Annotated in this window: 17 protein-coding genes, 1 tRNA gene and 1 riboswitch; of the genes, 6 read left to right on the top strand and 12 right to left on the bottom strand. The window is 61.4% G+C overall.

All coding sequences use genetic code 11. The features are described from left to right. The first annotated feature begins 73 nt into the window (after positions 1-73). Positions 74-955, top strand: a complete 882-nt coding sequence (locus QQG91_RS13680) for a DMT family transporter (protein WP_285770771.1) — start codon at positions 74-76, stop codon at positions 953-955. Here QQG91_RS13680 and QQG91_RS13675 read toward each other — a convergent pair. Together QQG91_RS13675 and aroC are read right to left on the bottom strand one after the other, a co-directional pair. Beyond that, positions 938-1,882: an AEC family transporter gene (locus QQG91_RS13675; RefSeq protein WP_285770770.1), complete on the bottom strand. Its 945-nt coding sequence runs from the start codon at positions 1,880-1,882 to the stop codon at positions 938-940. The genes QQG91_RS13680 and QQG91_RS13675 overlap by 18 nt on opposite strands. Continuing rightward, positions 1,883-2,986 (bottom strand): chorismate synthase, encoded by a 1,104-nt coding sequence (gene aroC / locus QQG91_RS13670; RefSeq protein WP_285770769.1) that lies wholly within the window; start codon positions 2,984-2,986, stop codon positions 1,883-1,885. 102 nt (positions 2,987-3,088) lie between these two features. Further along, positions 3,089-3,195, top strand: a riboswitch (TPP riboswitch). Positions 3,196-3,237: 42 nt separating this feature from the next. On the opposite strand from aroC, the gene thiB reads away from it, so the two are divergent. The 3 genes from thiB to QQG91_RS13655 are packed head-to-tail and all read left to right on the top strand — an operon-like array spanning position 3,238 to position 6,408. After that, complete coding sequence (thiB, locus tag QQG91_RS13665; protein ID WP_285770768.1) at positions 3,238-4,224, top strand: thiamine ABC transporter substrate binding subunit; 987 nt, start codon at positions 3,238-3,240, stop codon at positions 4,222-4,224. Then, positions 4,200-5,732: a thiamine/thiamine pyrophosphate ABC transporter permease ThiP gene (locus QQG91_RS13660; protein WP_285770767.1), complete on the top strand. Its 1,533-nt coding sequence runs from the start codon at positions 4,200-4,202 to the stop codon at positions 5,730-5,732. Before thiB ends, QQG91_RS13660 begins: the two co-directional genes overlap by 25 nt. Continuing rightward, positions 5,719-6,408: a thiamine ABC transporter ATP-binding protein gene (locus tag QQG91_RS13655; protein WP_285770766.1), complete on the top strand. Its 690-nt coding sequence runs from the start codon at positions 5,719-5,721 to the stop codon at positions 6,406-6,408. Before QQG91_RS13660 ends, QQG91_RS13655 begins: the two co-directional genes overlap by 14 nt. A gap of 39 nt (positions 6,409-6,447) precedes the next feature. On the opposite strand, the gene QQG91_RS13650 is transcribed toward QQG91_RS13655, so the two are convergent. From QQG91_RS13650 to petA, 3 genes are read right to left on the bottom strand one after another with little or no spacing between them, the layout of a single operon-like run. Next, positions 6,448-7,308, bottom strand: a complete 861-nt coding sequence (locus QQG91_RS13650) for a cytochrome c1 (protein ID WP_285770765.1) — start codon at positions 7,306-7,308, stop codon at positions 6,448-6,450. Positions 7,309-7,325: 17 nt separating this feature from the next. Further along, positions 7,326-8,651 carry a cytochrome b gene (gene petB / locus QQG91_RS13645; protein ID WP_285770764.1) on the bottom strand — a complete coding sequence of 442 codons (1,326 nt, stop codon included), beginning with the start codon at positions 8,649-8,651 and terminating at the stop codon, positions 7,326-7,328. 11 nt (positions 8,652-8,662) lie between these two features. Continuing rightward, positions 8,663-9,223, bottom strand: a complete 561-nt coding sequence (petA, locus tag QQG91_RS13640) for a ubiquinol-cytochrome c reductase iron-sulfur subunit (protein ID WP_285770763.1) — start codon at positions 9,221-9,223, stop codon at positions 8,663-8,665. A gap of 166 nt (positions 9,224-9,389) precedes the next feature. On the opposite strand from petA, the gene QQG91_RS13635 reads away from it, so the two are divergent. Then, the gene (locus tag QQG91_RS13635) at positions 9,390-9,749 is read left to right on the top strand and encodes a GFA family protein (RefSeq protein ID WP_285770762.1); all 360 of its coding nucleotides are present in this window, start codon (positions 9,390-9,392) and stop codon (positions 9,747-9,749) included. On the opposite strand, the gene QQG91_RS13630 is transcribed toward QQG91_RS13635, so the two are convergent. The 3 genes from QQG91_RS13630 to dapF all read right to left on the bottom strand — a co-directional run bounded on the left by QQG91_RS13630 (position 9,746) and on the right by dapF (position 12,485). Next, complete coding sequence (locus tag QQG91_RS13630) at positions 9,746-10,348, bottom strand: glutathione S-transferase family protein (RefSeq protein ID WP_285770761.1); 603 nt, start codon at positions 10,346-10,348, stop codon at positions 9,746-9,748. The two genes, QQG91_RS13635 and QQG91_RS13630, sit on opposite strands and share 4 nt — an antisense overlap. Positions 10,349-10,410: 62 nt before the next feature. Then, positions 10,411-11,673 carry a tRNA (N(6)-L-threonylcarbamoyladenosine(37)-C(2))-methylthiotransferase MtaB gene (mtaB, locus tag QQG91_RS13625; RefSeq protein WP_285770760.1) on the bottom strand — a complete coding sequence of 421 codons (1,263 nt, stop codon included), beginning with the start codon at positions 11,671-11,673 and terminating at the stop codon, positions 10,411-10,413. Next, on the bottom strand, positions 11,670-12,485 hold the full coding sequence (gene dapF, locus QQG91_RS13620; RefSeq protein WP_285770759.1) for a diaminopimelate epimerase: 816 nt from the start codon (positions 12,483-12,485) through the stop codon (positions 11,670-11,672). Before dapF ends, mtaB begins: the two co-directional genes overlap by 4 nt. A 93-nt stretch (positions 12,486-12,578) precedes the next feature. On the opposite strand from dapF, the gene QQG91_RS13615 reads away from it, so the two are divergent. Next, positions 12,579-12,654 (top strand) — tRNA-Lys (locus QQG91_RS13615). A 145-nt stretch (positions 12,655-12,799) separates the two neighbouring features. On the opposite strand, the gene QQG91_RS13610 is transcribed toward QQG91_RS13615, so the two are convergent. Genes QQG91_RS13610 through pcaC form a run of 4 tightly spaced genes read right to left on the bottom strand, consistent with a single transcriptional unit; the run spans position 12,800 to position 15,376 of the window. Further along, positions 12,800-13,645, bottom strand: coding sequence for a 3-oxoadipate:acetyl-CoA acetyltransferase (locus tag QQG91_RS13610; protein WP_285770758.1), 846 nt, complete (start codon positions 13,643-13,645; stop codon positions 12,800-12,802). After that, positions 13,638-14,252 carry a protocatechuate 3,4-dioxygenase subunit alpha gene (gene pcaG, locus QQG91_RS13605; RefSeq protein WP_285770757.1) on the bottom strand — a complete coding sequence of 205 codons (615 nt, stop codon included), beginning with the start codon at positions 14,250-14,252 and terminating at the stop codon, positions 13,638-13,640. The genes QQG91_RS13610 and pcaG overlap by 8 nt, the downstream gene beginning before the upstream one ends. After that, entirely contained in the window at positions 14,252-14,974 is a 723-nt protein-coding gene (gene pcaH / locus QQG91_RS13600) for a protocatechuate 3,4-dioxygenase subunit beta (protein WP_285770756.1), read from the bottom strand. The genes pcaG and pcaH overlap by 1 nt, the downstream gene beginning before the upstream one ends. Positions 14,975-14,998: 24 nt before the next feature. Further along, positions 14,999-15,376: a 4-carboxymuconolactone decarboxylase gene (pcaC, locus tag QQG91_RS13595; protein WP_285770755.1), complete on the bottom strand. Its 378-nt coding sequence runs from the start codon at positions 15,374-15,376 to the stop codon at positions 14,999-15,001. Between the last annotated feature and the right edge of the window lie 62 nt (positions 15,377-15,438).

The raw sequence follows: 15,438 nt of genomic DNA, 5'->3' as shown, positions 1-15,438 counted from the left end.
ACTGGGGTCTTGCACCTCGGCACAGTTTCGGAAAGGGTCGCCCGAGGGCGGCCCTTTTTCGTTTGGAGAGATCATGGACCTTAGAGCAGTGGCAATGGGCATCGCGTTTGCGTTGATGTGGTCTTCGGCTTTCACCTCGGCGCGGGTGATCGTTGAATATGCACCGCCGATGACGGCGCTTGCCTTGCGGTTTCTGGTTTCGGGCGGCTTGGGGATTGCGATTGCATTCGCTTTTGGGCAAAGCGCCAAGCTGAGCCGCGCGCAGTGGCGCTCGACCGTGATTTTCGGGGTCTGCCAGAACGCGCTTTACCTTGGGCTCTTTTTCCTTGCCATGCAGACGATCGAGGCTTCGGTTGCGGCGATTGTGGCGGCGACGATGCCCTTGATCGTGGCGATTTTCGGCTGGGCCTTCCTTGGGGATCGCCCGAACGGGCTTGGCATGGTCGGACTTGTCGCGGGGATCATCGGGGTTGCCATCATCATGGGCGCGCGTCTGAGCGGCGGGATCGATACGTTTGGGCTTGGGATCTGTGTGATCGGGGTGATCGCGCTGGCGATTGCAACGCTTTCGGTGCGGGGCGCGTCATCAGGAGGAAACCTGTTGATGATCGTCGGGCTACAGATGCTTATCGGGTCGGCGGTTCTCTCGGTGCCTGCGGCGATCTTCGAGACGCTGGAGATCACGTGGAGCGTCGAGCTTGTCGTTGCCTTTGCCTATACGACGCTGGTGCCCGGATTGCTGGCGACCTTTGTCTGGTTCCTTTTGGTGCAGCGCATCGGGGCGGTGAAGGCCGCGACTTTCCACTTTCTCAACCCGTTCTTCGGGGTCGCGATTGCCGCGGCTCTTTTGGGCGAGCATATCGGGACGCTCGATTACCTTGGGGTGGCGATTATCGCGGGTGGTATCCTTGCGGTGCAACTGTCGAAACAGCAGCGCCTAGAGCAGCAGAAATAACAACGCCGAGCTGGTGAAGAAGCCGAAGACGACGCTTCCGAGCATGGCCATAGAGGCCATGCCTGCGTGGCCGTAGTCCTGTGCGAGGATGGCGTAGATGCCGAGCATGGGCATGGACGCCGAGACGATGAGCGCGGCGGCAAGTGTCGGGTCCATCCCCGAGAGGCCGAGCGTTGCCCCCGCCATAATGATGAGCGCGGCGAGAGCGGGGTGGAGGATCAGCTTGGTCACTACGATCTGGAGCGCCATGGAGAGGTTGCCCTGAAGCGGCAGACCGACCAGAGAGCCACCGATCACCATCAGAGCAATCGGGGCGGTGGAGCCTGCAAGGAGGGTCGTGAGGCGCTCGAACGGGACGGGGAGATGCCCGCCGAGGATCGAGGTCAGCATACCGAGGATCATGCCGATGATCATCGGGCGTTTCAGAATGCCGAGAAAGATACCGCCGAGCAGTTTGGCCATGCTCTGGCCGTCGCGCGGCCGCGAGAGGTCGAGCAGCAGGAGCGAAAGCGGCACCATCACAAGGTTTTCGACGATCAGGTTCATCGAGATCGCGCTGGCCGCGACATTCGGGAAGGCAAGCATCAGGATGGGCAAGCCGAGGTAGCCCGAGTTCGGACAGCCCGCGCCCATGACCGCGATGGCGCGGCGGGCGGGCCCCGTGGGGCGCAGCGTGAACCAAAGGTAGCTTAGGCCCATCGAGCCGAGCGACGCGATGCCGTAGATCGCGATATACTCGGGTTGGAACACCTCGGAGATCGGGTTGCGGGCGAGCGCAGAAAAGAGGAGCGCGGGAAGCGCGATATTCAGGACGTATTTGCCGAAGACCTTGAGATCATCTTGGGAGAAAAGGCCCTTCCAGACGACGGCATAGCCCAAGGCGATGAGGCCGAAGACCGGAAAGGTGATCCCGATGATCTCGAGCATTTAGCCGATGATCCCGCGCACACCGCCTGTTTGGGCGCGATCCAGAAGGATGTGATCGAGGATCACGCAGGCCATCATCGCTTCGCCCACGGGAACGGCACGGATGCCGACACAGGGGTCGTGGCGGCCCTTGGTCACGACCTCGGTCGGGGTGCCGTCGATGCGGATCGAAGCGCGGGGGCTGAGGATCGACGATGTCGGCTTGACCGCGAAACGGACCACAACGTCCTGACCTGTCGAGATACCGCCCAGAATGCCGCCGGCGTGGTTCGAGCTGTATTCGGGGCCGTTCGGACCCATGAAAATCTCGTCGGCGTTGTCGCGGCCTGTGAGGGCGGCTGCGGCCATGCCTTCACCGATCTCGACGCCTTTGACGGCGTTGATCGACATCATGGCAGCGGCAAGGTCGGTGTCCAGCTTGCCGTAGATCGGAGCGCCGATGCCTGCGGGCACGCCGCGGGCCACGACTTCGATCACGGCGCCAACCGAATTGTGGTCCTTGCGGCGGAGGTGGTCGAGGTCGTCTTCCCAAAGCTTGGCGGTTTCGGCGTCGGGGCACCAGAAGTCGTTCTGATCGATCTGGCCCCAGTCGAAGCGGTCGCGGTCGATGACGCGCGGGCCCATCTGGACCATATAGCCCTTGATTTCGAGGTTCGGCACGAGAGCCTTGAGCACTTCGCGCGCGACACCGCCAGAGGCCACGCGGGCCGCGGTTTCACGCGCCGACGAACGACCGCCGCCGCGATAGTCGCGGAAGCCGTATTTCTGGTGATAGGTGATGTCGGCATGACCGGGGCGGAAGGTCTGGGCGATGTCGCCGTAATCTTTGGAGCGCTGGTCGGTGTTGCGGATCAGGAGACTGATCGAAGTGCCCGTGGTTTTACCTTCGAACACGCCCGAGAGGATTTCCACCTCGTCGGGTTCGTTGCGCTGGGTCGTGTTCTTGTTCTGACCCGGTTTGCGCTTGTCCAGCCACTGTTGGATCATCGCGGGATCGAGCGCCACACCCGGAGGGCAGCCGTCGACAACAGCGCCAAGGGCAGGGCCGTGGCTCTCTCCCCAAGTGGTGGTGCGATAGATGTGTCCGAACGTGTTGAGCGACATGGCGGTCTCCTTTGTTTCCCCATTATCCTGCAAGCGGCTCTAGGCCAAGGTTCTTGGTCAAAAATCTTGGCCCTTGCGCATTGGAATCTTGGAGCTATGTTTCGCCTTACCTCGGGGTGCTCTGGTTTCGGCCAGAGCTGAGATGCGAAAGCGGACCCGTTGAACCTGAACCGGTTAGAACCGGCGGAGGGAAGGTAACGGGATCATCCCCAATGCCCCCATCCGTCCGGCGCATGAAAAAGGATGACCAAATGAAGACCAAACATCTGAGCCATGTCGCGGGACTTTGCCTTGTTGCCACTGGCGCTATGGCCGAGACCCCTGTGCTCACCGTTTACACCTATGACAGCTTCAACACCGAGTGGGGTCCCGGCCCTGCGGTGGAGGCTGCATTCGAGGCGAACTGTGCCTGTGATCTGGAATTTGTCGCTGCAGGCGACGGCGCGGCGCTCTTGTCGCGGATCAAGCTCGAAGGGGCGGGCACCGATGCGGATATCGTGCTCGGGCTGGATAACAGCCTGATGGGCGATGCGGCGGCTAGCGGGCTTTTTGCCGATGTCGCGGTCGAGGCGGATTATGCTCTTCCCGTAGACTGGGCGGACAGCATGTTCGTGCCGTTCGACTGGGGCTATTTCGCCTTTGTGGCGGGGGCCGAGACGGAGGCGCCCGCGTCGCTGCGCGCTTTGGCCGAGAGTGATCTCAAGATCGTTATTCAGGACCCGCGCTCGTCGACCCCCGGTCTCGGGCTCGTGATGTGGGTCAAGGCGGCCTATGGCGACGAGGCGGCGGCGCTTTGGGCGGATCTGGCCGATAACATCGTCACCGTGACCCCCGGCTGGTCCGAGGCTTATGGGCTTTTCCTTGAGGGTGAAGCGGATGCGGTGCTGTCCTATACCACCTCGCCCGCCTATCACCTGATTGCCGAGGAAGACGCCTCGAAGGTCGCTTGGGCCTTTGACGAGGGGCATTACATGCAGGTCGAAGTCGCGGCCAAGGTCGCAACGACGGATCAGAGCGATCTTGCCGATGCGTTCCTTGCTTTCATGGTGACGGATGCGTTCCAGTCGGTCATTCCGACGACCAACTGGATGTATCCTGCGGTTCAGCTAGATGCGGGTTTGCCCGAAGGGTTCGAAACGCTGATCACCCCCGAAAAGGCTCTTTTGCTTGACCCCGCCGAGGCGACAGCGGCCGCAGACGCAGCGATTGAAGAGTGGCGCGCCGCGCTCGCCCAGTAAGTCTCCCACGATGGCCGGGCGCGGTGGCTGCCGCGCTCGTGCTGTTCATCGTGGTAGGCACTTTGCTTGCCGTTGGCCTTGGGGCGAACGGCCCTGCGTCGCTTGGGGCGGCGGACCTTGCCGCTATCCGCTTTACGATTGTCCAAGCGCTGGTTTCCGCGCTCTTTAGCGTGGTGCTGGCGGTCCCTGTGGCGCGGGCATTGGCGCGGCGCAAGTTTCGCGGACGGGGCCTCTTGATTACGCTTCTCGGAGCGCCGTTTATCCTCCCTGTTATTGTGGCTGTGCTCGGGCTTTTGGCTGTTTTCGGGCGCAACGGGCTTTTGAACGAGGCTTTGGCGGTTTTGGGCTTTGCCAAGGTGTCGATCTATGGGTTCTGGGGTGTGATCCTTGCCCATGTGTTTTTCAATCTTCCGCTGGCAGTGCGGTTCCTGCTCCAAGGGTGGCTCGATATCCCTGTGGAGCGGTTCCGACTGGCGGCGAGTCTCGGGGTGCCTGTTTGGCGGGTGCTTGAAGTCCCGATGCTCCGCGCGGTGATCCCCGGCACGTTTGTGGTGATCTTTGTGATGTGCCTCACGTCCTTTGCGGTGGCGCTGACGCTGGGGGGCGGGCCGAGGGCGACGACGGTCGAGCTTGCCATCTATCAGGCGGTGCGCTTCGACTTTGATCTCGGCAAGGCGGCGGTGCTTTCTGTGGTGCAGTTCGGGCTTTGCGCGCTGGCGGCGGTTCTGGCGTGGCGCGTGTCGGGCGAGAGGGCGCTTGGTGCAGGCTTGGACCGCGTGGTGCAACGCTGGGACCGAGGGGGCTTGGGCGTGGACATCGTCGCGCTGGGCCTTGCGTTCCTGTTTCTGATCCTTCCCTTGGGAATGGTCGTCCTGCGCGGCTTGCCGTCGTTGTTCGAACTGCCGCCGCTGGTGTTCGAAGCGGCGCTGAGGTCGGTCGCTGTGGCTCTGGTCTCGACTGCGCTGGCCATCGCGATCAGCTTGGCGATGGCGATACGGGGCGGAGGCGTGATGTCGCTCGTCGGGGCTTTGCCGCTGGCTGCGTCTTCGCTTGTGCTCGGGACGGGGCTTTTCCTTATTGTGCAGCCGTTCATCAGTCCGCCCAAGCTGGCGCTGGCTGTCACGGCGCTTCTCAATGCGGTGATGAGCCTTCCTTTCGTGCTCCGCGTGATCCAGCCCGCCGTTGCGCAGGTCGAGGCCGATTACGGGCGGCTTGCGGATTCGCTGGGGCTGCGCGGGTGGAACCGTATGCGCATCCTCGTGTTGCCGCGTATCCGGCGGCCATTGGGGTTTGCGGCAGGGCTGACTGCGGCTTTGTCGATGGGGGACCTCGGGGTCATTGCGCTTTTCGCGACGGATGGGCAGGCGACGCTTCCGCTTGTGATGTATCAGCTCATGGGGTCCTATCGCACAGGGCAATCTGCGGGGGCGGCTTTGCTCTTGTTGATCCTGAGCCTTGGCTTGTTCTGGATTTTTGACCGAGGAGGGCGTTCGGATGCTGCGTCTTGAGACTGTGCTGATCGAACAGGGGCCGTTTCGGCTCGCCGCCGATTTTGCGGTCAAAGAGGGGGCGATCACCGCATTGATCGGACCGTCGGGGGCGGGGAAATCGTCGCTCCTTTCGCTGATCGGCGGGTTTTATCAGGTCAATCAGGGGCGGATTTTCATCGGCGGGCGCGATGTCACCGATTTGCCGCCGAGCGAGAGGTCGATTGCTTCGCTGTTTCAGGACGGGAACCTGTTTCCGCATCTGACGGTGGTCCAGAATATTGCCCTCGGGCTGCGGCCTTCGGGTCGGCTTGATGCACAAGAGGCCGCGCAGGTGCGCGAGGTGATTGCTTCGGTCGGGCTTGAGGGGATGGCGGAGCGGAAGCCCTCGGAGCTCTCGGGCGGACAGCAGAGCCGCGTGGCTCTGGCGCGGGTGCTGCTTCAGGACAAGGACGTTGTGCTCTTGGATGAGCCGTTTTCGGCGCTTGGGCCTGCTTTGCGGATCGAGATGCTCGATCTTGTCAAAGAGCGGCTTGCGGGGCGCACGATCCTGATGGTGACGCATGATCCCGAGGACGCCAAGCGGGTTGCGGATCAGGTGATCGTGGTGATGCGGGGGGAAGCGACACAGCCCGTGCCGACGCGCGATCTCTTCGAGGTGCCGACGGATGCGTTGAGAGAATATCTCGGCCACTAAAGAAAAGGCCCGCCGATTGGCGGGCCTTTTTATTCGGACTTAGTCCTCTTTGCGACCGTTCTTGTGCGGTGCCCAGAGGCGCTTGTTGGTCAGGTAAAGAAGGACCGACAGGATGGTGAGGAAGATCACACCGGTCAGGCCAGCGTCTTTACGCTGAACGAGCTTGGGTTCTGCGGCCCACATCAGGAATGCAGCAACGTCCTGAACTTCGTGGTGCAGTTCGTTCGAGTGGCCGTCGTCGAACTCGACGTCTTCACCGACGAGCGGCGGAGCCATCGCGATCCAGGAACCCGGATAGAGGTGGTTGCCATTCTCGTCCTTACAGGCGTCGGGATAGCCGCCAGCCGTAAAGACCGTGTTGTAGTAGCCGTCGAAATCCTCGGGCGCACAGGAGGGCGCTTCTTCGTAGCCGTGGAGCAGCGAAGCGATATACTCAGCGCCGCCCATGCCCTTGATGAGCTGGTTCAGACCAAGACCGTAGGGGCCGTGGAAGCCAGCGCGGGCCTTTGCCATCAGCGAAAGGTCGGGCGCGTTCGAGAGCGCGGAGCCAGGGAACTTGTCGGCCGGAGTGGCCGGACGGAAGTCGCCTTCGCCTTCTGCGAGGGAGGGGTCCCAAACTTCGAAGTTCGAGGCGTATGCACGCACCTGATCTTCGGAGTAGTGGGGTCCGCCTTCGTCACCGAGGGTGCGGAATGCAACGAACTCGAGGCCGTGGCATGCCGAGCAAACCTCGGTGTAGATTTTCAGACCGCGCTGAAGCTGGTTCTGGTCGTAGCTGCCGAAGGGACCTTCGAACGAGAAAGCGAAGTCCTCGACGTGGGATTCGCCGCCCGCTGCGAAGGCCGCACCGGTGGAGAGGCCCAGAGCGACAGCAGCAGTGATGGTGAGTTTACGGAACATCAGTTTCTTGTCCTTTCTCACTCGGCCGGATTGCCGGACGATTTGCCGTAATGGGCGTTGAAGTCTTCTTCGATCGTTGCCGGAGCTTTGGTCGGCTTCTCGATCACACCCAGAAGCGGGAGGATGACGAGGAAATAAGCAAACCAGTAGGTCGCGGCGATGAGCGAAATCCAGTCATAGGGGAAGGTCGTGGACTGGGCGCCGACCCACATGAGGACCATGAAGTCCACTGCGAGAAGCGCGAACCACCACTTGAACATCGGACGGAAGCGGCCCGAACGGACGGAAGAGGTGTCAAGCCACGGAGCCAGCGCCATAACTGCGATCGCGCCGAACATCGCCAGAACGCCGAAGAACTTCGCGTCGATGATGCCGAAGGAGATCCAGTTCACGAACTGAACAGCCCAAACATCGGCGGTGAACGCACGAAGGATCGCGTAGAACGGCAGGAAGTACCATTCGGGAACGATGTGAGCCGGAGTCGCGAGCGCGTTCGCCTTGATGTAGTTGTCGGGGTGGCCGAGGTAGTTCGGCATGAAGCCGACGATGGCAACGAAGACAACGAGGATCACTGCGAGAGCGAAGAGGTCCTTGATCACGAAGTAGGGCCAGAAGGGCAGGGTGTCTTTCTTGGCGTCTTCTTTCGAGGTGCGGCGGACTTCTACACCGGTCGGGTTGTTGTTACCCGTCGAGTGGAAGGCCCAGATGTGCACGATGGTCAGACCTGCAAGGATAAAGGGCAGGAGGTAGTGCAGCGAGAAGAAGCGGTTCAGAGCGGGCTGACCAACGGCCGAAGCGCCGAGGAGCCAGGTCTGGATCGATTCACCGATGAACGGGATCGCGCCGAAGAGACCGGTGATAACCGCGGTGCCGTGGAACGACATCTGACCCCAAGGCAGAACATAGCCCATGAACGCGGTGCCCATCATCACGAGATACATCAGCATGCCGATGATCCAGGTGATTTCGCGGGGCGCCTTGTACGAACCGTAGTAGAGGCCGCGGAAGATGTGCGCATAAACAGCCACAAAGAACAGCGATGCGCCGTTCATGTGGAAGTAACGGATCATGTGGCCGCCGTTCACGTCACGCATGATGTGTTCGATCGACGCGAAGGCCATATCGACGTGCGGGGTGTAGTGCATCACAAGGACAACGCCCGTGATGATCTGAAGGCCGAGAGTGAAGGCCAGAACGATGCCCCAGATCCACATCCAGTTGAGGTTCTTGGGGGTGGGGATCATCAGGGTGTCATAGATGAGACCGATGATCGGAAGGCGCGAGTGGACCCACTTTTCGCCTTTGGTCTTCGGTTCATAATGGTCGTGAGGAATACCGGACATTCAGGCTCTCCTTAACCGAGTTGGATCGTCGTTTCGTCGACGAAGGCGGCGACGGGAACAGGAAGGTTGCGCGGCGCGGGCCCTTTGCGGATACGGCCCGAGGTGTCGTAGTGCGAGCCGTGGCAGGGGCAATACCACCCGCCGAAGTCGCCCGATTCGCCGAGCGGAACGCAACCGAGGTGGGTGCAAACGCCCATCTGGACGAGCCAGACGCCGTCTTCCGACAGGGCGCGGTTTTCGTCCGATGCGTCAGCGCCGGCTGCGGCGTTGGCGTTTTCGGCGTTCTGGTCGGGCAGGTCGCTGACCGATACGGCGCGAGCGGCTGCGATTTCGTCCTCAGTACGGGCGCGGATGAACACCGGCTTGCCCTGCCAGAGCACGGTCAGCTGCGTGCCGGGTTCGACACTGCTCACGTCGACGCGGATCGAGGCCAAAGCCTGAACGTCGGCGGAAGGGTTCATCTGGTTGACGAGCGGCCAGACAGCGGCGCCGGTCACTACTGCGCCAGCACCTGCGGTGGCGTAGTAAATGAAGTCGCGGCGGGTGCCCTGGTGTTCTTCTGCTTGTGACACGGGGTGCATCTCCGAATTTTCCGGGCCAAAATAGCCCATACGAATAGGACAGCCAGCGGTTTCCCGCTGACCATTCGGGCGCTGTTTAGCTACCAAATGGCTTTACGTCCAGCGGACAATCGGGCGCAGGGTGCTATAAAGTCGGAATAACAGGGGAGTCGGGGCCATGATGGAAGTCGAATGTCACTGCGGTGCGGTCAGAATCACGCTTTTAGAGCCGTCCGAGACCGTTACATCCTGCAATTGTTCGATTTGTCGTCGCTATGGGGCACTTTGGTCCTATGGCACCCTCGAGACGATCAAGGTCGCTGCACCTCCGGGCGGTCTTGAGGAATATGCTTGGGGCGAGAAGGGGCTCGCTTTCGTGCGGTGTCGCGGTTGCGGCTGTGTCACCCATTGGGAAAGCCGTTCCGCCGAATATCCCGACCGCATCGCCGCGAATATGCGCAATGCCTCTCCCGAGGATCTTTTGAAACTCGGGGTGAGGCACTTTGATGGCGCGGAGACTTGGACGTATCTCGACTAGGCGGGACGGGTTGCCACCAGCGAGGGGCGCTCTTTGAAGGCATTGTGCCACGCGGAAAGCGCGGGGCAATCGGCGCGCCAAGCGACCTCGGGCAGGCGGAATTCGAGATAGTCGATGGCGATGCAGACGGCGAGCTGGGCCATATCCAGCGGGCCGTTCAGGTGGCTCATCCAGCGGTTCTCGATCGCAGCGAGACCATTGAGCGCCTTGGCGAGCTGCGCATCGGTCCAAGGTTTGAAGCGGAGCTCTTCGGGGCGCAGGCGCGATTCGTAGACGACGAGGACGCAGGATTCCATGATCCCGTCGGCGGTCGCCTCGAGGGTCAGCGTTTCGTAGAGGCGCGACTGTGGATAGAGATCAAGGTCCCAGATATCGCTTAGATAGCGGGTGATGACGCGGCTGTCATAGAGCGTCGGGCCGTCGGCGCGGATCAGCGCGGGGATTTTGCCCAGCGGGTTCGCGGCCTTGGCTTGGGGGTCTGTCTCGAGCGCAGTTGTGGCGACGACCAATTCCTGAACGGCGTCGGTTTTGCCTGCTTCCTCGATCAGAGTGCGGACTTTGCGGACAAAGGGGGAAATGGGCGACGAGATGAGCTGCATTTGGGTCTCCGACTGCGTTCGGGCGAAGTATGGAGCCTCTGCTCCCCGTTGCAAGGCTCTTGTCAGAGGGGAGAGGCGTTGAGCTGGGTTTCGGTCACGCCGATGATTTTCGCGGTGACGATGGCGCTTTCGATTTGGGGGGTATCGAAAAGCACTTCGGTGAATTGCTCGGTGCGGCCCATATGCTCGTTTTCCATTAGGATGTGATGGGTCTTGCCGATCTGCGCCTCAAGGTGACGGCGGACCTGAGTCTCTCCGACCTCGCGCAGACGGGCGGCACGGTCCTTGATCGCCTTGCCGTTCACTTGGGGCATCCGCGCGGCGGGGGTTCCGGGACGCGGGGAATAGGGGAAAACGTGGAGCCACGTCAGATCGCATTCGGTCACGAGTTTCAGCGAGTTTTCGAACATCGCCTCGGTTTCGGTCGGAAAGCCCGCGATGATGTCGGCGCCAAAGGTCATATCGGGACGCAGGCGCTTGGCTTCTTCTGCGAAACGGATGGCGTCATCGCGCAGGTGGCGGCGCTTCATCCGCTTGAGAATCATGTCGTCCCCGTGCTGGAGCGAGAGGTGCAGATGCGGCATGAGGCGCGGCTCGGTCGCGATGGCCTGCATCAGGTTCTCGTCCACTTCGATGGAATCGATGGAGGAAATCCGCAAGCGGGGCAGGTCGGGCACCAGCTTGAGGATGCGCATGACGAGATCGCCCAGCTTGGGCGCGGCAGGAAGATCGGCACCCCAAGAGGTAAGATCGACGCCCGTCAGGACAACTTCGTTAAAGCCCTTGTCCACGAGGCGTTTGATCTGGTCGACCACCACGCCCGCAGGCACAGAGCGGGAATTGCCGCGACCATAGGGGATGATGCAGAACGTGCAGCGGTGATCGCAGCCGTTCTGGACCTGCACATAGGCGCGGCTTCGGGTGCCGAAACCGTCGATGAGATGCCCTGCGGTTTCGGTGACGGACATGATGTCGTCGACCTGCACGGCCTCGGTCTTGCCGATGAGATCGGGGGCCATGTTGGCCCAGGTCTCGGGCTTCATCTTTTCGGTGTTGCCGATGACGAGATCGACTTCGGTCATAGCGGCAAAGGTTTCGGGTTCGGTCTGGGCAGCGCAGCCCGTCACGATGATCTTGGCGTTCGGGTTGTCGCGGCGGAGTTTGCGAATCTCTTGGCGGGCTTTGCGCACGGCTTCGGAGGTCACGGCGCAGGTGTTCACGACCACGGCGTTCTCGACCCCTGCCTTGGCGGCGAGGTCCTTCATGGCTTCGGTCTCGTAGGCGTTGAGACGACAGCCGAGGGTGGTGAACAGGGGAGCCGTCATCCGCGCCATACCCCGTCGAAGACATGGGCGGTGGGGCCTGTCATCCAGACGCCGTCTTCGCGCCAGTCGACATGGAGCGTGCCGCCGTCAAGATCGATGCGCACCTTGCGCCCCGTGAGACCGCGACGGGCGGCAGCCACGGCGGTGGCGCAGGACGAGGAACCAGAGGCAAGGGTCAGGCCCGCGCCGCGCTCCCAGACGCGCATCCGAAGGTGATCGGGGCCGACAAGGCTTGCCACCTGAACATTGGTGCGCTGGGGGTAGAGCGGGTGATGCTCGATCGTCGGGCCAAAGGCGCAGATGTCTACCGCCTCGGCGTTCTCGACGAAAAAGGTGCAGTGGGGGTTGCCCATGCCCGTTGCGGTCGGCGCCCCGTCGATCGGAAGCTCGAGCGTGTCCATTTCGCGAGCAAGGGGAATCTCGTGCCAGAGAAGCTGGGGCTGGCCCATGTTCACCGAGGTGAGGCCGTCGCCTGCGTCACGGGCATAGAGCGTGCCGCGGTCGGTGGTGATGGTCAGCTCGGTCTTGCCCGTTTGGTCCATGATGTGGCGGGCGATACAGCGCGTGGCGTTGCCGCAAGCGGCGCTCTGGCTGCCGTCGGAGTTCCAGAAGGTCAGGTGCACATCCGACCCTGCGCGATTCGAAAGTGTGGCAAGCTGATCAAAGCCGACACCGCGATGGCGGTCGGCAATGGCAATGGCAAGCGCCGCGTCCACGAGGGGGCCCGTGTCGCGTTCGTCGATAACGACAAAATCGTTACCAAGGCCGTGCATTTTCATGAACGGCAGGGGGGTGTTCTGGTCTGTCCGCATGAGGTTCATATACGCCGAGGAAAATATTTATTCCAGATACGCGATTTACGGGTTGACCCTACCCCGAACTATTTCTAGAAGCCGCCCCACAGTGGGCCGTTAGCTCAGTTGGTAGAGCAACTGACTTTTAATCAGTGGGTCGCAGGTTCGAATCCTGCACGGCTCACCACTTACACAAAAAGGCGTCTTTCGAGACGCCTTTTTTGTTTTCATGCCTTGGGTTTACGCCGATCCGCTTCGAATCGGCTGTGGAAACGGAAAGCGCCCGCGCGAGGGGCTCGGCGGGCGCGTGATTCTTCGGTGTGCTTGTTTGATCAGGACGCGGGACGTAGGCCCAGGATCTCGCGGGCCTGAGAAGGTGTCGCGACGGGTCGTCCGTATTTGTCGCAGAGGTCGGCAGCCCGTTTGATCAGCGCGGCATTCGACGGTGCGAGGGTGTCGCGGTCGAGCCGCACGTTATCCTCGAGCCCTGCGCGGGTGTGGCCGCCCGCTGCGATGGCCCATTCGTTGACCGTCAGCTGGTTTGCCCCGATTCCCGCCGCGCACCACGCCGCATCGGGCGCACGGCGTTTCATTGTTTCGACGTAGAAGTCAAAGACCTCTTTGTCGGCGGGCATTGCGTTTTTCACGCCCATCACGAATTGGACGTAGAGCTTGCCGAAGAGTTTGCCCTCGGCGTGCATCTTGATCGCTTGGAGGATGTGGCCGAGGTCAAAGGCTTCGACTTCGGGGGTCACTTCGTAGGTGCGCATTTCCGAAGCGAGCCAGTCCACGAGATCGGGCGGATTCTCGTAGACGCGGGTCGGGAAGTTGTTGGACCCGACGGAAAGTGATGCCATGTCGGGACACAACGACAGCATCCCGCCACGGGTTTTGCCTGCGCCCGACCGACCGCCAGTGGAGAATTGGATAATCGCTTCGGGAACGTGCTTTTTAAGGCCTTCCAGCAGCCTTGCGAACTTTTCCGGATCGGAGGAGGGCGTTTCATCATCGTTGCGCACATGGGCGTGGATGATGGAAGCGCCCGCTTCGACCGCTTCTTGCGCGCTTTCAACCTGTTCGCTGACCGTGATGGGCAGGGCGGGGTTGTTCGCTTTGGTCGGCACGGAGCCCGTGATCGCACAGCACAGAATGCAAGGTTTGCCGGACATATCAGACATCGAAGAAGACCGTTTCGTTGTCACCCTGAAGGTAGATGTCGAAGCGGTAGGCGCTTCCCGATTTCTTGGCGATGAGGGTTTGAACGCGGTTCTGCGCCTCGATCCGGCTTAGGACGGGGTCCTTGGCGTTCGCTTCGGCCTCGTCCTCGAAATAGATACGCGTATTCAGGCCAAGGTTGATCCCGCGCGCCACCACCCAAACGTGGATATGCGGCGCTTGGGGCGTTTTGCCGTCGCGAAAGAGCGTTACCCCCGGTTTGATCGTCTCGAAACGGTATTCGCCCGTTTCACCGTCTGCGGGCTGGCGGCCCCATCCTGTGAAATGCGGATCGCAAGGGCGACCGTCCTCGGGCGAGTTGTAGATACCGTTCGCGTCCGCCTGCCAGATTTCGAGCATGGCGTCCTTGAGCGGGTTGCCTGCGCCATCAAAGACGGTGCCTTGGATGGTGATCCTTTCGCCCTGTGCTGCGCCCGTGATCATGGTTTTGCCCAGATCGTTGCCGCCATACATGCCCTCCAGACCCGCAAAGGTCGGAACGCAGCCGATGTGGACATAGGGGCCTGCGGTCTGCGAGGCGCTTTCTTTGAGTTTGGGAGCGTAGGGCATCAGTTCCCCTCCAGACGGTTGTCGAATTTCACCGAGCGTTTGCCGCGCAGCACAATGTCCCAACGATAAGCCCGCATGTCCATCGGGCGGGTGTTGTGCATATCGAGACGCGCCGTGAGACGGTCGATGGCATCGGGGTCTTTGATCGTGTTCACGATCGGGCAGATGGCGATATGGGGGTCGCCCTCGAAATACATCTGGGTGATGAGGCGCTGGGCAAAGGCAGCCCCGAAAACCGAGAAGTGGATATGGGCGGGTCGCCAGTCGTTCACGCCATTGGGCCAAGGGTAGGGACCGGGCTTGATGGTGAAGAATTGGAAATATCCGTCATCACCCGAGATTGTCCGCCCGCAGCCTCCGAAGTTCGGGTCGAGCGGGGCAAGGTATTGGTCCTTCTTGTGGCGATAGCGACCGCCAGCGTTGGCCTGCCAGAACTCAATCAGGGCGCCGCGCACGGGGCGAGCCTCTTCGTCAAGGAGATAGCCGTGCACCATGATGCGTTCGCCCTGCGCGCTTTCGCCGGGCTGGGCGTAGTTGATGATCAGGTTGTTGTCGAATTCGCCAAGCATATTGTGGCCGAAGACGGGGCCTGTGTTCTCGGTGATCGTGCCTTCGAGCCCGATGCGGGCCTTTTGCGGCGACCGCAGGATCGACGTCTTGTATTGCGGGGTATAGGCGTCCGGATGCCAGTCCAGATCGCGGGGATAATATCCTTGGCTCATGTGGTCTCCTCCTTTGGACGGGCCTTAGCCCTGTTCCATTTCGGCATAGGTTTGTTTGGCCAGCTTGATGGCATGATTGGCTTTTGGAACGCCCGCGTAAATGGCGACGTGCTGGAATGCCTCCAGAACGTCGTCTTTGCTCGCGCCTGTGTTGGCGGTCGCACGGATGTGCATCGGGATTTCCTCGAAGTTCCCCGTCGCGGCCAAAAGCGCGAGTGTGATCATCGAGCGCTCGCGCATCGTGATCTTGTCGCTGGCCCAAACGGTGCCCCAAGCGGATTCGGTGATGAGAGACTGGAAGGCGGTATCAAAGTCGGTCTTGTTCGCTTCGGCGCGGTCGACATGCGCATCGCCGAGCACCTGTCGGCGCTTTTTCATTCCGGTGTCATATCGCGTGGTCATCGGTGCTCTCCTGTTCGCTGAGGGGATGATCAATGATTGCAAAGGGAAAGTAAAATGAGGAT

Source organism: Marivivens sp. LCG002 (genome assembly GCF_030264275.1).
Lineage (GTDB): Bacteria > Pseudomonadota > Alphaproteobacteria > Rhodobacterales > Rhodobacteraceae > Marivivens.
This window is presented reverse-complemented; position numbering and strand designations above follow the sequence as displayed.

Bases quoted from the DNA above. Each gene is read 5' to 3' on its own strand.
- pcaG (WP_285770757.1), bottom strand. From the start codon at position 14,252: ATGCCCTACGCTCCCAAACTCAAAGAAAGCGCCTCGCAGACCGCAGGC.
- QQG91_RS13680 (WP_285770771.1), top strand. From the start codon at position 74: ATGGACCTTAGAGCAGTGGCAATGGGCATCGCGTTTGCGTTGATGTGG.
- QQG91_RS13675 (WP_285770770.1), bottom strand. From the start codon at position 1,882: ATGCTCGAGATCATCGGGATCACCTTTCCGGTCTTCGGCCTCATCGCC.
- thiB (WP_285770768.1), top strand. From the start codon at position 3,238: ATGAAGACCAAACATCTGAGCCATGTCGCGGGACTTTGCCTTGTTGCC.
- QQG91_RS13610 (WP_285770758.1), bottom strand. From the start codon at position 13,645: ATGTCTGATATGTCCGGCAAACCTTGCATTCTGTGCTGTGCGATCACG.
- pcaH (WP_285770756.1), bottom strand. From the start codon at position 14,974: ATGAGCCAAGGATATTATCCCCGCGATCTGGACTGGCATCCGGACGCC.
- pcaC (WP_285770755.1), bottom strand. From the start codon at position 15,376: ATGACCACGCGATATGACACCGGAATGAAAAAGCGCCGACAGGTGCTC.
- QQG91_RS13655 (WP_285770766.1), top strand. From the start codon at position 5,719: ATGCTGCGTCTTGAGACTGTGCTGATCGAACAGGGGCCGTTTCGGCTC.
- aroC (WP_285770769.1), bottom strand. From the start codon at position 2,986: ATGTCGCTCAACACGTTCGGACACATCTATCGCACCACCACTTGGGGA.
- QQG91_RS13630 (WP_285770761.1), bottom strand. From the start codon at position 10,348: ATGCAGCTCATCTCGTCGCCCATTTCCCCCTTTGTCCGCAAAGTCCGC.
- QQG91_RS13635 (WP_285770762.1), top strand. From the start codon at position 9,390: ATGATGGAAGTCGAATGTCACTGCGGTGCGGTCAGAATCACGCTTTTA.
- mtaB (WP_285770760.1), bottom strand. From the start codon at position 11,673: ATGACGGCTCCCCTGTTCACCACCCTCGGCTGTCGTCTCAACGCCTAC.
- dapF (WP_285770759.1), bottom strand. From the start codon at position 12,485: ATGCGGACAGACCAGAACACCCCCCTGCCGTTCATGAAAATGCACGGC.
- QQG91_RS13650 (WP_285770765.1), bottom strand. From the start codon at position 7,308: ATGTTCCGTAAACTCACCATCACTGCTGCTGTCGCTCTGGGCCTCTCC.
- petB (WP_285770764.1), bottom strand. From the start codon at position 8,651: ATGTCCGGTATTCCTCACGACCATTATGAACCGAAGACCAAAGGCGAA.